At 34.3% G+C, this 15170-nt stretch carries 13 protein-coding genes and 2 pseudogenes; 8 read left to right on the top strand and 7 right to left on the bottom strand.

The annotated features are described in order from the left end of the window. Positions 1-48: 48 nt before the first annotated feature. The 5 genes and pseudogenes from IPK14_14895 (at position 49) to IPK14_14875 (ending at position 7188) form a co-directional block, all read left to right on the top strand. A pseudogene (locus tag IPK14_14895) lies at positions 49-2061 on the top strand (SAM-dependent DNA methyltransferase). Between the two features lie 42 nt (positions 2062-2103). Further along, positions 2104-3358: pseudogene (locus IPK14_14890) on the top strand (AAA family ATPase). A gap of 32 nt (positions 3359-3390) precedes the next feature. Continuing rightward, positions 3391-3657: a hypothetical protein gene (locus tag IPK14_14885; GenBank protein MBK7994613.1), complete on the top strand. Its 267-nt coding sequence runs from the start codon at positions 3391-3393 to the stop codon at positions 3655-3657. 260 nt (positions 3658-3917) lie between these two features. After that, a complete protein-coding gene (locus IPK14_14880; GenBank protein MBK7994612.1) occupies positions 3918-4169 on the top strand; it encodes a hypothetical protein in 252 nt (83 codons plus the stop codon). A gap of 4 nt (positions 4170-4173) precedes the next feature. Continuing rightward, a complete protein-coding gene (locus IPK14_14875) occupies positions 4174-7188 on the top strand; it encodes a type I restriction endonuclease subunit R (GenBank protein MBK7994611.1) in 3015 nt (1004 codons plus the stop codon). A 52-nt stretch (positions 7189-7240) separates the two neighbouring features. On the opposite strand, the gene IPK14_14870 is transcribed toward IPK14_14875, so the two are convergent. The 3 genes from IPK14_14870 to IPK14_14860 all read right to left on the bottom strand — a co-directional run bounded on the left by IPK14_14870 (position 7241) and on the right by IPK14_14860 (position 8689). Next, the gene (locus tag IPK14_14870) at positions 7241-7462 is read right to left on the bottom strand and encodes a hypothetical protein (protein MBK7994610.1); all 222 of its coding nucleotides are present in this window, start codon (positions 7460-7462) and stop codon (positions 7241-7243) included. A 116-nt stretch (positions 7463-7578) separates the two neighbouring features. After that, positions 7579-7956: a hypothetical protein gene (locus IPK14_14865; GenBank protein ID MBK7994609.1), complete on the bottom strand. Its 378-nt coding sequence runs from the start codon at positions 7954-7956 to the stop codon at positions 7579-7581. Between the two features lie 58 nt (positions 7957-8014). Then, the gene (locus IPK14_14860) at positions 8015-8689 is read right to left on the bottom strand and encodes a VTT domain-containing protein (protein ID MBK7994608.1); all 675 of its coding nucleotides are present in this window, start codon (positions 8687-8689) and stop codon (positions 8015-8017) included. 166 nt (positions 8690-8855) lie between these two features. Between IPK14_14860 and IPK14_14855 the strand changes: the two genes are divergently transcribed. Beyond that, positions 8856-9803: a site-specific DNA-methyltransferase gene (locus IPK14_14855; GenBank protein ID MBK7994607.1), complete on the top strand. Its 948-nt coding sequence runs from the start codon at positions 8856-8858 to the stop codon at positions 9801-9803. Between the two features lie 10 nt (positions 9804-9813). On the opposite strand, the gene IPK14_14850 is transcribed toward IPK14_14855, so the two are convergent. Further along, positions 9814-11598: a hypothetical protein gene (locus IPK14_14850; protein ID MBK7994606.1), complete on the bottom strand. Its 1785-nt coding sequence runs from the start codon at positions 11596-11598 to the stop codon at positions 9814-9816. A 264-nt stretch (positions 11599-11862) separates the two neighbouring features. Here IPK14_14850 and IPK14_14845 point away from each other — a divergent pair, with 264 nt between their 5' ends. Then, a complete protein-coding gene (locus tag IPK14_14845; protein ID MBK7994605.1) occupies positions 11863-12183 on the top strand; it encodes an AbrB/MazE/SpoVT family DNA-binding domain-containing protein in 321 nt (106 codons plus the stop codon). A gap of 41 nt (positions 12184-12224) precedes the next feature. Beyond that, complete coding sequence (locus tag IPK14_14840; protein MBK7994604.1) at positions 12225-12620, top strand: PIN domain-containing protein; 396 nt, start codon at positions 12225-12227, stop codon at positions 12618-12620. Between the two features lie 28 nt (positions 12621-12648). On the opposite strand, the gene IPK14_14835 is transcribed toward IPK14_14840, so the two are convergent. Genes IPK14_14835 through IPK14_14825 form a run of 3 tightly spaced genes read right to left on the bottom strand, consistent with a single transcriptional unit; the run spans position 12649 to position 15103 of the window. Further along, a complete protein-coding gene (locus tag IPK14_14835; protein ID MBK7994603.1) occupies positions 12649-13821 on the bottom strand; it encodes a hypothetical protein in 1173 nt (390 codons plus the stop codon). 15 nt (positions 13822-13836) lie between these two features. Further along, complete coding sequence (locus IPK14_14830; GenBank protein MBK7994602.1) at positions 13837-14052, bottom strand: hypothetical protein; 216 nt, start codon at positions 14050-14052, stop codon at positions 13837-13839. A 31-nt stretch (positions 14053-14083) separates the two neighbouring features. Beyond that, the gene (locus tag IPK14_14825) at positions 14084-15103 is read right to left on the bottom strand and encodes an alpha/beta hydrolase (protein ID MBK7994601.1); all 1020 of its coding nucleotides are present in this window, start codon (positions 15101-15103) and stop codon (positions 14084-14086) included. Positions 15104-15170 lie beyond the last annotated feature (67 nt).

Below are 15170 nucleotides of genomic sequence, written 5' to 3'. Positions count from 1 at the left end.
TATTTTTACTTCAAAGAAAATATTCCTAAAAATAGAATAAGAGCGCAAATGTCAACACCACAAGAACTTAGCAATTTTATTTAGCAAATAGCCGACCTTCTACGCGGACCCTACCGCCCACCACAATATGAACGTGTAATGCTGCCTTTAACCGTGCTACGCCGTTTTGACTGCCTACTTGAATGCACCAAAAACCAAGTCTTAAACACCTATGAACGCTATAAAACACAAGATAAATTATCTGATTCACTAGATTCAATACTTAATAAAATTACTGAGCAGAAATTTCATAATCGTTCACAATTAAGCTTTATCAAGTTAAAAAATGACCCTGACAACATACAAACACATCTTGTTAGCTACATTAATGGGTTTTCTAAAAATGTTCGTGATATTTTTGAATATTTTAAGTTTGCTGATGAAATCCAGTTAATGAGTGATGCTAATATACTGTATTTAGTAGTAAGCAAATTTTGTGATGTTGATTTACATCCTGACAAAGTAGACAACATTGCTATGGGATTGATATTTCAGGATTTGATCCGTCGGTTTAATGAACAGGCCAATGAAACAGCAGGTGATCACTTTACCCCGCGTGAAGTTATTCATTTAATGGTAGATATTCTTTTTACCTATGATGATGATTTTTTAACAACTCCATTTATGGTACGAACAATGCTTGACCCTACTTGTGGCACAGGTGGAATGCTAGCAGAAGCACAAGAATATTTAAGTAAATATAACCCTGAAGCAATACTTCAAGTTAATGGACAGGATTATAATGGTCGAGCTTATGCTGTTGCTGCTTCAGATATGCTTATCAAAGGAAGTAAAAACAGCCAAATTAAGTTTGGAGACTCATTAATTGATGACAAGTTTTTTGGAGAAAAGTTTAATTACCTAATAGCTAATCCTCCATTTGGCGTAGATTGGAAAAAGCAACAAAAAGAAATTGTTCAAGAACATGAAAAGCTTGGGTTTGCTGGGCGATTTGGTGCAGGGTTGCCACGTGTAAATGATGGCTCATTGCTATTTTTGCAACATATGATTTCTAAGTTTGAAACTTATGATCCAAGTCCAGAAGACCCTAAAAACCGCAAAGATGGTTCACGCCTAGCGATTGTTTTTAATGGCTCGCCATTGTTTTCTGGTGGTGCTGGTTCGGGTGAAAGTAATATTCGTAAATGGATTATTGAAAACGATTGGCTAGAAACCATCATCGCGCTACCTGAACAAATGTTTTATAACACTGGCATTGGAACTTATATTTGGATAGTAACCAACCGCAAAGAGCCTCAACGAAAGGGCAAGATCCAATTAATAGATGCTCGCGCACGCTGGAAGCCTATACGCCGCAGCCTAGGAGATAAACGCCGTTATTTAGGCGAAGATGATATTGAAACAATTGTTAAAGAATATGGAAATTTTGCTGAAACAGAAACTTCAAAGATTTTTGACAATGCTGAGTTTGGCTATACTCGTGTAACAATTGAACGTCCAATGCGCTTACGCTTTCAAATTACACTTGAGCGCAAAGCCCAATTTTTAGACCAAGTTCCACATTTGCTAGATGATATTCAAGCAATTGACAAAGAATTAGGGCGAGAAGTTTACTTAAATTGGAACGAAGTCCAAGAGCGAGTTAACAAGGTTTTGTCTAGCCATTCATCAAAATGGCGTGCGCCAGAGCAAAAGTTTTTCCGTGCTGTTTTTGCCGAACGCGACACAGAAGCCGCGCCCGTAATTTTCAAACGTGAAACAATCAAAGGAAAAAAACAACTAACAGAAAAAGATCCCTCTAATAAACTATCTAATGACTCTCAACAACAGGTTATTTATGAACCAGATAAAGAGTTAAGAGTTTTTGAGAACATATCATTAAAAGAAAATATAGAAGATTATTTTTCTCGTGAAGTATTACCGAGTTTGTCAGACGCTTGGATAGATCATACAAAGGATGTTGTAGGCTATCAGATAAACTTTGACAGCTATTTTTATGATTACGTTCCAGCGTTGCAAAATACAAGCTCAAGTTCTTTAAAAAGCCTCAAATACCATTGATGGCAAAGAGCTAAAAACACGTATTGCTATAGAGGAAACAAAATGATTGTTAAACAATTACGGTTAACTAATGTTCGTGTTTTTCGTGAAGCAGAATTTAATTTTCAACCAGGATGAACTTGCTAGTTGGGGTCAATGGCGTTGGCAAATCAACTGTTTTGGATGTGTTGCGTATATTGTTTTCACAAATATTGTATTCTCCAGTTATGCCAAGACTTCTAAGGTTCAAAGGATAAACCTATTAAATTTAAAGATAGTGACATTTCTGTAAATTCTATAAACAAAGGTTTCTTGAGACTAACATTGTTTGTAAGATTGGGCAAACAAAGTTTGAATATCCAGGCAACTATTACAAAAAATCTTATGTTGCTTACACACAAGAAGAAAGACAAAAAAAAGCCCTAGCTAATAATGGCTCAATAAGTGTTGATTCAATGGAAACTCTTGAAACTGAAATACAAAAACAAACTTTATTAGCTATATTTTTCTCTCCTCATCGCTCTATTCTTAATTCAACTAAACTACAACTAAAAGATGATATATCTCCTGCACATGCTGAAGCACTAGAAGCAAGACAACTTAAACTAAAAGACTTTGTAGACTGGTGGCAAGCTCGTAAAAAACTAGCTGAAGAAGGTTTAGGATCAGGCCAAACAATATTAAATGCCCTAGAGCAAGCTGTTACAGAATTTCTTGGTTGTTCTAATTTACACGTTGATGAGAAAAAGAAAACTTTGTTATTAGAAAAATCTGGTGTGACACTAGATGTAAAACAGCTTTCAGATGGTGAACGAGGCGTTTTAGCCTTGGTGTTAGATTTGACCAAGCGTTTAGCCGAAGCTAACCCCTATTTGGAAAACCCTGCCAAAGGGGGAAAAGCCGTTGTGCTGATTGATGAGCTAGATTTGCATTTACATCCAAAATGGCAAAGAACTATTGTTGATCAGCTAACTAAAACATTTCCAAATTGTCAGTTTATTGCTACCACACATTCACCCCAAATTATTGGTTCTGTAGCACCAGAAAATGTTATTTTGCTTGAAGCTGGAAAACCACCAGTTCCGCCAAACCAATCACTAGGAATGGACACTAATTGGATACTTAAGTTCTTAATGGAAACAGATGAGAGAGATTCTAACTATGAATTGGAACTTGAAAAAATTGCAGAAATGATTGAAGCTGAAAATTATGAGATAAGCACAAAAAGAATTGATACTTTGAGAGAACAGATTGGTGAATTTCAGAACTTGTAAGATTGCAAACTAGAATAACCCGTCTTAGTTTATTAAAAAAATGAAACGAATAAAAAAAAGTAAAAGCCCCAAAGAGTTGGAAAAGTGGAAACATGAACAACAAAAAAAAGGCTTAAGTTGTTCATATGATAACATGGAAAGATCTGTTAAAAATGTAGTTCACAACAGTTTAATAAAAGAACAAGGAAGCATTTGCTGCTATACAGGAATACGTATAAGCGTTGACTCATCTCATATTGAGCATTTAAAACCACAAACTATTTGTGTTGGTAATGAAGATGTGGAATACAACAATTTGTTAGCTGCCTATCCGCGCCCCGATCCTAGAAATCTAGTACACTAGATTGCGACTTTGGAGCGCGTAAAAAGGCTGATTGGTTTGATGAAAATCTGCTTATTCACCTTTTCGATCCGATTGTGAAAAACATTTTACTTTTGATTTAGAAGGAAAAATTGCTGAAGATAATGAAGAATAGAAAAAAGTAAAGATAGAAGTCTTCAATAAAACTAAGAAAGAAGCAAAAAAAGTTAGAATTAAAAAAAAAAGTTAGCGGCTATGAGTGCTAAAAAGAAGAAGACAAACCAACAAAAGAAACTGTAAAAATGTTAGGACTTAATAATAAAATTCTTATTTCAATGAGAAAAAAGGCTATAGATGAGTTTCTTTTTCCAGAAGAAGAAGAATTTTCTGAATCAAAAGCAAAAATGATGTTAGAAAATATAATGAATAGAGATAATCAAGGAAATTTTCGCCCTTACTGTTTCGTACTTTTTCAAGCTTGCCAAATATACATTAAGGAACTTAAAAGAAGCCGTATTAGACGAACTTCCATTCATCGACAAAATCAAGATTAATTTTATGCAAGATAAAACTAGAGAAATAGCTTTTGAAAGTGTGATTGAAGCTGATTTGTTGGCTAGTGGATATGTTTCTCTTAAATCAAAAGACTTTGATAAAAAATTAGCTATTTTTCCTAGTGTGGCACTAGATTTTATTCGTAATTCTCAACCTAAAGAATGGCAAAAATTAGAAAATTTGCTTGGCAATAATATTAATAAACAAATCTTAAGCGACTTATGCAAATGGATGGATACTTATGGAAGTTTGGCTACGCTAAGACATGGCTTTAAGTGCTATGGTCGGACAATCAAAGTAGCTTTTTTTAAGCCTGCACACGGGCTTAATGCCGAAATAAAAAAACAATACGATTCAAATCAAGTTGGAATAACTCGCCAGCTACATTACAGCGAAAAAAATAATAATTCTATAGATGTAACTTTAAGCATCAATGGCATTCCTATTATTACTTTAGAGCTTAAAAACCCAATGTCAGGCCAGACGGTTGAAGATGCAATTACACAATACCGAAAAGATCGTGACCCACGAGAACCTATTTTTGAATTTAAGCGACGTACTTTAGTACATTTTGCTGTTGATACAGAAAATGTCTCAATGACAACTAGGTTGGCAGGTAGCGCGACCCAGTTTCTACCGTTTAACAAAGGCTTAAACGGTGGTGCAGGTAATCCAATTGACCTACAAGGCCGCAACTACCGCACAGCTTATTTATGGGAAGAAGTGTTGGAACGTGATAGCTTGATGGATTTGTTAGCCAGATTTCTACACGTTGAAATTAAACACGTTCGCAATGATGAAGGCCAAAGGTCAAAACGTGAGGAAATGATTTTTCCTCGCTACCATCAATTAGAAGCTATAAGAAAACTTGTTGAAGCAGCAAAAATTGATGGTGTAGGACATAATTATTTAATTGAACACTCAGCCGGAAGCGGGAAAAGTAACACTATTGGTTGGTTAACCCATCGCTTATCATCGCTACATGACGATAAAGACCAACGTATTTTTGATAGCGTTATTGTAGTTACTGATCGAACAGTTTTAGACCAACAATTACAAGATACAATTTATCAATTTGAACATCGCCAAGGTGTAGTGCAAAAAATTGACGAAGATTCACGCCAACTTGCTGAGGCTTTAGAAAGTGCAGTTCCAATCATTATTACAACTTTACAAAAATTTCCTTTTGTTACAAAACACTTGCAAAAAATGGCTAAAGAACGTGGTGAAATGGGCGGCGGAGTTCTACCAACAAGGCGTTGTGCAGTAATTATTGATGAGGCTCATAGCTCACAAGCAGGGGAAACAACTACAAAGCTAAAAGGTGTTTTAGGCGGCGAAGAATTAGTAAAAAAAGCTCAAGAACAAGCCAAAGAAGAAGGCGAAGAAAATATAGAAAAGCTATTTCGCCAGATGGCTGAACGTAGCCAACAAGCTAATCTAAGTCTTTTTGCTTTTACTGCAACACCAAAATATAAAACGATGGAAATATTTAACGAGACTTTTCACCTCTACACTATGCGACAAGCAATTGAAGAGGGTTTTATTATGGATGTGCTTAAAAATTACACTACATATAAAACTTACTATAAATTGCTTAGAAAAAGTGAAAAGGATCTCAATGTAGAGCGACGAAAAGCGGCTAAATCCCTAGCTCGATTTGTTAGGCTTCATCCATATAATTTAATACAAAAAGCAGAGGTGATGCTTGAGCATTTTTATTCTGTAACACGCCATAAAATGGGCGGTAGAGCTAAAGCAATGGTGGTAGCAAGTTCAAGGCTTGAAGCCGTGCGTTATAAACAAAATTTTGACCGCAATATTATTATTAAAGACTATCCAATAAAAACATTGGTCGCTTTTTCTGGTGTAGTAGAAGATGATGTAGTGCCAGGAAAAACTTACACTGAAGAAGCAATGAATAAAGGTATTAAAGAAAAAGAGTTGCCAGAAGCCTTTGCAACACCACTTTATCAAGTTTTGTTGGTTGCAGAAAAATATCAAACAGGTTTTGACCAACCATTGCTACATACAATGTATGTGGACAGAAAGCTTGGAGGGCTTCAAGCTGTGCAAACTTTGTCGCGGCTAAATCGCACCCATCCATTAAAGGAAGATACTTTTGTACTAGATTTTGTTAATGAAAGAAAAGAAATTCAGGAGGCTTTTGCACAATATTATCAAGGTGCTGAAATGGGCGAAGAAGTAGAGCCTTCAAAAATGTACCAAATTAAAGCAGAGTTAGATCAAGCCAATATTTATCTTAAAGAAGAAGTGCAAAGGTTTGCAGCAATTTATTACAAACCAACACAGCGTCAAACAGCCTTAGATCATCGCTCTATGAACGCAACACTTGATCCAGCAGTTGACCGTTTTAGAAATTGGCAAAAAACCGATGAAGCAGCATCAGACCTTTGGCGAAGCAAAATTAGTGCTTTTAGAAATTTATATGTTTTTCTAAGTCAAATTATTCCTTATCAAGACTCAGACGTAGAAAAGCTTTACACTTTTTTGCGCTATCTTGTTGCCAAATTACCAAGACGTAAAAGCCAACAAGCTTATCAATTTAATGAAGAAGTTCAATTGCAATATTATAGGCTACAAAAAATTAGCGAAGGCTCTATAAGCTTAATTGATCATAAAGGACACCCTTTAGATGGCCCAACATCGCTAGGCAGTGGTATTGTAAGAGAAGACTCTATAACTTTTTCGCGCTTGATTGATCAAGTAAATGAGCGATTTGGTACAAATTTTAATGAAGCTGACCAATTATTTTTTGATCAAATTGTTGAAACAGCAATAGAAAAAGAGGATTTACAAAAAGCAGCTAAAGTAAATCCTCAAGATAAATTTGCTTTATTTTTTAGCACCATGTTAGAAGATTTGATTGTTGAAAGAATGGATCAAAATGTAGATATTTTTGTCCGTTTTATGAACGATTCCAACTTTCAAAAAACTGTTTCTAATTGGTTAACAGCTAAAGTTTATGAAAAACTGCTAGAAGATGATAAAAAATAAACCCATCCTTTAAGTTTTTAAGCTCTTAGAGCAAACAAGTTTTTTGTGTAGACTACCAGCCTATTTCAACTAAAAGCTTGCCGTTTTTAACCGTTACAGACTTTAGAAATGTGTTAACAGCTTTATCCATAGCGGTTTCATTTTTTAAGGGGATAGCCTTTTCAGCAAGTTTTTCAGACATTTTTTTTTCTGCCATTTGTTTAATAGGCTCATTTAGCTGATCAGGAAGTTTGTCAAAATCTAATTTGGTAATTTTTGCATTGCTTAAGCGCATTACTTTTTCTTTTGGGTCATAAGTAATACTTACAAAAACGGTTGCTGTGCCTGTAAAAGTAGGTTTTGGCGGTGCTTCAGGTTTCTTTTCTGCTACTTTTTCTGCTACCTTTTCTGCTACAGCAGGAGCTTTTCCTGGTTTAGGGGTTTTCCTGGCAAATCAGGTGCTTTTTCTGGTTTGTCTAGTTTTGCTGGTTTATCTGGTAAATTTGGTTTATCTGGCAATTTTGGGCCATCGCCAGCAGGCACAGCCAAAATATCTACTTTAAGCCCTATTTGGTCTTTTCCTTCTTCAAGCAGTACAGTTGGATTGCTAACAGTTAACTCTACAGGTGATTTTTCTTTATCTTCACTACCTGGTTTAAGTGGAAATTTTCCTTCTATTTCTTTTTGAATTTCTTCTTTGGAAAGCTCAAAGGTAAAAGAAAGAGGTTTTGAACAAGCTACTATCAGTAAAAAAACAAGAATTAACGAAATTTGTAAAACTCGTGTCATAAAATATCTTCTCCATTAAATTTTTAAACATTTTTCACTTAGTATTAATTCCGAAATATTAATTTTTCTCTGTTTGAACTTCACCTTGAGCTTGGGCTTTTTTTAATGCAGCACGTTCGCGTAAATATTCAATAACTGCTGGCAAAATAGAAATAAAAACTACAACAATAATTACAGTTTCAATTCTTTTAGTAATTTCTGGAAAAGCTTTTCCTAGAAAATAACCTAGTAGGGTCATACTAAAAATCCAGCCAATTCCACCAAAAATATTATAAGTAGCAAATTTTCTATAAGGCATTTCTGCCGCACCTGCTACAGTAGGCGCAAATGTCCGAATAATTGGCACAAAACGAGCTAGCACAATGGTCTTACCACCGTACTTATCATAAAAACTTTTAGCCTTCATTAAATGCGCTTTCTTAAAAAACATTGAATCTGGCCGCGAATAAAGCGTCTGGCCGGCTTTGCGACCTATTGCATAGCCGGTTGCATCCCCAAGCACAGCAGCAATAGACAAAGTAATTAATACTGTCCAAATATTTGCATCTAAACGACCTAGAGCAACAAAAATCCCTGTAGTAACTAGTAAAGAGTCACCAGGCAAGAAAAACCCTGCTAAAAGTCCTGTTTCGCTAAAAATAATAATAATTAAAACAAGTAAACCACCCGTAGTAACTAGATATTCCACATCCCGCAGTTTGTGAAATAACTGTATTAAGTCATTAAAATCCATACTTTCTCCGAAAAATATTTGTTAGGAAATTTATTGAAAAGATTTCATAGGTTAACACGAACATTAAGAATAGAAAAACTGGCTTAAGACAGAAAAAACCTATTGTAGGCTTAAAACACTTTTTTGCTAAAATTTCATCATTAAATTTAGGAGATTTTCAAAAATAATGTTAAAGCTAAATAAACCAAAAGCCCCAAGAAATAGGACTATTGAGCTAACTATTAATGAAAAAGAATTTTATAAAAAACAACTTTGTTTGCTCTCAAGTAAAACTACTGTTGATAAAATAATTAATCAAATAATTAATCAAAATAGTTTTATTGCAATGGATTACTTGCCTGAAAATTCTGTTGATTTGCTATTTTTGGATCCCCCTTATAATTTAAGTAAAACTTTTAATAGCAATTCATTTAAGGAATGTTCTACCAATGAATATATAGAATGGTTTGAAAGCTGGTTTGTTAAGCTGCTTAAAGTTCTTAAATCTACTGCCTCGGTTTATATATGTGGTGATTGGCGTTCAAGTGCTGCAATTTTCTTTGTTGCAGAAAAATACTTAAAAATGCGTAATCGTATTACTTGGGAACGTGAAAAGGGACGAGGAGCAAAGGCTAATTGGAAAAACTGCTCGGAAGATATTTGGTTTTGTACTGTTTCAGACAAATACACTTTTAATGTTGATGATGTAAAAATGAAAAGAAAAGTAATTGCCCCATACAAAATAGAAGGTAAGCCTAAAGATTGGCAAGAAAGCGAAGAAGGAAATTACAGGTTAACTCATCCTTCAAACCTTTGGACAGATTTATCCGTCCCCTATTGGTCAATGCCAGAAAATACTGATCACCCAACACAAAAGCCTGAAAAACTGCTAGCTAAAATAATTCTGGCTAGCTCTAATCTAAATGACTTAGTTTTAGACCCATTTCTAGGCTCTGGCACAACTGCTGTTGTAGCAAAAAAGCTTGGACGTAATTTTATAGGCATTGAACTAGATGAAACTTATAGTTGTTTAGCTCAAAAACGTTTAGAGCTTGCAGAAATAAATAACTCCATCCAAGGCTACAAGGATGGAGTTTTTTGGGAAAGAAACACTTTTTCAAAGCAAAAAACTTAGGTAAGTTTAATTATCTCCAAAAATAATGCCAATTGTAATCAAAAGTAATATTTTTTCCTGGCTCAAGTGTAGTTTTCCAACTAATTTTTCCTACACCATTAAATCTATTCCACCAGGACGGCCAATTATAAGAATAATTGTTATAGCCCGATAAACCTAAAAAACTATCATCTTCTAAAACATTGATAGCTTTAATTTCACCTGTATTTGAAGCACTGTCAACATTACCTAATACATAACGAGTTATCTCTAAGTAAACAGGCTGTTTATAAAGATTTGTCAAACTTACAGAGCTAGCTATATCACTACGACTATAATCATCACCATTCCAACGCACTGCATTTGGAGTCCGTTTTGATTCAGTTTCAGTCTTTTTAGCTAAAATATTGATGGCTTTGGTAATCTCTAAATCTGTAGTTGCACCAATAGAAGTATAAGTAAGTAATCCTTCTGCTAATACTGAATCATTAGAAGTAATCAAGGCTGGTGCTGTAGTAAATGGATGTGTCCCATTATTAGTAATTCTAATTTTATGTGTTGCTTTTGGGGTTTTCATTAGCCGAGCAAGTTCTAATTGTTGTTGGCTACTTATATTTCTAGATAGTTCTGAAGGTGGGGAAAAAGGTAAATCGACTACGTAAACATCTTTATACTTAAAAGTTTGTTCTGCTAGAGTGACAACCATTCTTTCACCTCTTTTTAAGCTAATATTTTTAAGCTTAAATACAAAAAGATCTTCTGTTTGTCCTGCGTTTTGAAAATCTGGGCCAAGATCCCCTGTTTGAGTGCTAGAATTAGTCGATTGATTTGTAATAATACGCTGGGTAGTTATATCATTATCTCGACCATCAAAAGAAAAGTTATTGCTGCGAGTAGCATTGCTATAACCATCTCTCCGGCTATTATCAAAATAGTTTGAAAGTTGAGCAATAGATTGTTGTAAGGACATTGGGTCAAGGCTGTTTTCAAAAACAAATGTTGGAACTCCTACCACAAGATTAACTGATACATCATTTAGATCTGCTAATTCATTTAGCAATGTAGCTTGAAGTTTAACTACTGCATTTCCATTTCCATCTAAATTAACTCTATAACTAGGAATCCAGCGAATACCTTTTTGTACATAAACCAAACCCACTTTAGCCGAGGGAGCAAGTTTTTGCTTTCCCCAATCAAGTTTTAAGGACATTTGGGTACGCAGTTCTTCTTCTGTTAGCTTAGTATTAAATGGATTTTTGAAAGTAATATCTTGTATTTGACTGATAGATAAGACTTTAACACCATTATTTGTTTTTAATAGAACTAAACCAGACTTTTGAGCTAATTGTTCTGGGGTATTAACACTTGAAGTTGCAGCAAGCTCTTCTGATGTACGTGTAGGAATACTTAATATAGTAGCTTGATATTGAATAGGATCTTTATCCTCAACCCCCTTTTCTGTAATTAAAACTTCTGAGCCTATGTTAGCGGCTATTAAGGACTCAATATTAAGCGCAGTTCGTTCAACAGAAATCTTTCTAATTCCAGTGCTTACACCAACTAATTTAGCATTTGGATCAATTGAATAAGGCCAAAAAGTCCCTAAAATAGGATTAGGTATATAATCTAGTACCACATTTCCATTGCTGTCGGTTGGCAGATTTTCTTCGTGCAAAACAAAAACATGCCCGTCTTTGAAAACAGAAATTTCTTTGATAGAAATTTTCCGCGAATCAGCAAAAGCATTAGTAATATTTGCTAAATTAATTATTAGGACAAGGATAAATAAAAATAAGTAGCTAGAGAATTTTTTCATAACTGACTCCTAAGCTTAAGTTTACTTACAGAACATTATGAGGAACTATAAGGTTGTATTTTGTAACTATCAAACAAGTAATTTTTTGCTAGTCTTTAATTTTAATCTCAACATACCTTCAATTGTAAGGTTAAACCCAAGAAAATAGCTTATAGAAAAAGGAATATTTCAAAATGTTTGCCCTTTAATGTTTATTCTTTATAATAAATTTCATTAATTAGTTTGTTAGATTATCCAAATTAGAAAACAAAGTAGGAGGAAATTATGAATCTTTCCAAAATAAGCCAACGCCGTCAAATTACAATCCCAAAAGATATTTTTGAAGATATGAATTTTCATGAAGGTGATTATGTAGAAATAATTCGCGCTAATGATGATGAATTAATACTTAAAAGAAAAAAAATTATTGATATAGCCAAACAAAAAACTCAACTTGTTTTTCCTCAAGTTCCTTCTTATGAAGAGAGAATGCGTTTACTCAAGTTATTAGAAGCTAATGCAACTGATGATAGCCAAGATATAGATTTAGATTTTATTAGAGCTTCCCGCACTAGTAAAGATTCTACTATTTCTTTTGATGAGTAAACACGAAATATTTATTAGATACAAATCACTGTTCTTATATTATGAATGGAACCGCCAAAAACCCTTTGTACCATAAGTTAGAAGAAATAAATACCTTAGCAAAATATAAAAGTATAATTTCTACACCTATTTATATGTGTGAAGTTAGTTTAAGTGAACTTTGTTATGGAGCAGAAAAATCTTCCATTTCTTCTAACATCTATAACCGCATTGCTACTTTTAGAGCCTTAGTTCCTTGCTTGTCTCTAACAACTGATTGTTGGGAGTTACATGGCAAAGTTAAATGGAACATTAAAAAAAGTGGAAAAAACATAGCTGATTTTGACCTTCTTATTGCTTGTGTTGCCAAAACTTATAGTTGTATTCTTGTAACTAATGACAATAACTTTAATAACCTTCCTTTAGGCTTTATTCAAGTAGAAAATTGGGCTAACTAACTAAAAAGATTCCTTTTCTAGCTTTATCTTACTTAATATTTCCTGCTAATATTTTGGCTAACTTAATTGCAGGGTCTTTTTTATCGCCTTCCATTACTCCACCAACATTTTTTCCTTTAATGAAAATTACATAATGAGAGCCATAAGCCTCTAAATGGTAGGTTTTAGGGTCGGCTGAAACTTCATTGAATTTACCAAAGGAAGACATAGAATCTTGGTATTGTTTTACTATTTCTTCAGCTTTATCTGGACTAGCGTTTTCCATAGTAAAAGCTGTTAATTCTACACCATCAATTTTATAACGTGCAGAATAGACATTCTTAAAGAATGCTTGTCCAAAGGCTGAATCAGGAATAATTGTAAAAGAATTGGCAACTTGGTTGTCTTTTGGAAGCGGGTCAGCAGTGGCTAAAGCATCTTTGCTTTCTGGAAGTTTTTCTGCAATGGTTTTAGCAATGGTTGTGGCTGCTTGTTCTGTAGACTTTTCGCTATCAGAACCAATTACACGAACATAATATTTTCCTTTCCAAAAAAACGCGCCATTGCTTTCAGTATAAGCATCATTACCAATTTTTGCCGAGTTAGGATGTGCAGGACGTTCGGCAGAAAACACGCCTAAAGCACTTTTAGGTGAAGTCATATCATAGAGTTCAACTTGAATAAAACGGTTAGCATCTGCATCAGCAACAAAATCAGCCGCTACAAGTAGTTGAAATTCATAGGATTTATAGAGATTTTCCCGTCCATCTACTTTGTCATAAAGATTTTCTGTAGTAAAGCGTTCTAGCTGGCCTCGACGTTTCCAGGCTAGGCCAGCAATTTCAGCCGGAACAAACTTATCTTCTTCATTAGATCCAGCATTTGTGCTATTTGCATTTGTGTTATTGCTAGCTTCACCTTCATAGCTACCTTCCGCGCCTGTAGGCTCACCATCTAAGGAAGCCGCCCGACGATTGCCGCGACGCTCTCCACCGCTAACTTGTACACCTTCTTTTTCACCTTTTTTATCAAGTAGTTCTGGGTCTAGGCGAAAAAGATCTGGATTATAGCGGCGACCTGATACATTAATAGTTACACCAATACCTATAACAATTACTAAAATGACATAACGTATAAGTTTTTCATTACGTGGTGGAGGATTAGGACGTAAATATTTACGTTGTGGGATTTTTAATTTTTTTCTTAAGTCATTCCAGTTCATTAAATTAGCCCCTTCCTAATTTTTAGCAGCCGGCTTTTGAGGCGGCTTGATTTTTTCCTCTATTTCTACTAAACGTTTATTAAAAGTAGCTAAAACTTTTCTAATTGGCTCAGGTAAATCTGTACAATCTTCACAAAAAAATCTAGTTGCATGACTATTTTGCACAGCATAATCATACATTTTATTACAACATTTACAACGCCGACGTTGCTTGATATCTTCATCGCTCATAAAAATTTATCTCTTTTCGCTTAAATAAAAACTAATCTTCTATTAACCCAATATAGACTTCTCCACAACCACCATCTAAATATCTATATAATTTTGCTTGCTTTGATGAATGCTTACAATCAAATTTATACGGCATTTTTTCAAAATCAAATAAATAGTGAGCATTTAGCAAATGGCCTTTTCTATTATTTACATAAACATCCCCTTCAATTTTTACCTCAAAGAAATCATTATTATTTACCAGTAATGTTGGAACAGCTAATAGTTTATTACCCCAAGTATCTGTTTTTCTAGGTTTTTCAGTTCGTAAAACCCCTAGTTTTGCTACTAGATCTTGTTTATTAACAAAATGCTCTAAATAAGGTTTGGTGGTGGTGCAAAAATTTTCAACACATTTAGCCATTGTTGCCATTTCATCAGCAGGACAAGCAAAAGTGTAGATTTCTAGTTTACGAAGATATTTTTGATACTTTTTAGCTAGTTTTTCTAATGCTGCTGCAACAATTATTCCTCCTTGAGAATGAGCAATAACTATTACTTTTTCTTTTTCTTTTAGAGCTTTAGCCAGATTTTTCCTTACATATTTAGCAGGTTCGCTAGTCCATTCTAAGGTTCTGTCAAAAATACATTCTATTAAATCCATTCCTAAACCATTAGTTGGATTAAATAAAACCGTGATAGGCCGCTTAAATAAGTCCCTCAGCCTTTTACCATTCCATTTAGCCACTTTTTCATTAGTTGCAACTCCATTAACAAAAAACCATGCTTCTTTGTTTGCTGTTTGGGCGGAATCATCACATTTAATATAAATACTCTTAGGCTCTTTAAATTGTAGTCTAGGGATTAAAGCATCCTTTAAGTAGCTTCCCAGCCTACTTAATTGTCTGAAATTATCTTTCTTTAGGATTTTGTATTCTGAGCGAGGTGCGTTACAGTGCCAAGTGTTAGTTTCACCAAAAACTGCGGTTATATTCTTCCAAGGGCGTAGCGAAACGCTATCACTAAAAATCAATATATCTCTAAGTAAATCTTGAGTTTTTCTAATTAACATAACTTTTTATTTGGTAAGTAATTGATTAAAAAACAACTAGCCGCCAACAAAAGGCAGCTAGCTTATA

Source organism: Blastocatellia bacterium (assembly GCA_016713405.1).
Classification (GTDB): domain Bacteria; phylum Acidobacteriota; class Blastocatellia; order Chloracidobacteriales; family JADJPF01; genus JADJPF01.
Note: the sequence above shows the minus strand (reverse complement) of the source record. Positions and strands in the feature narration are given on the sequence as shown.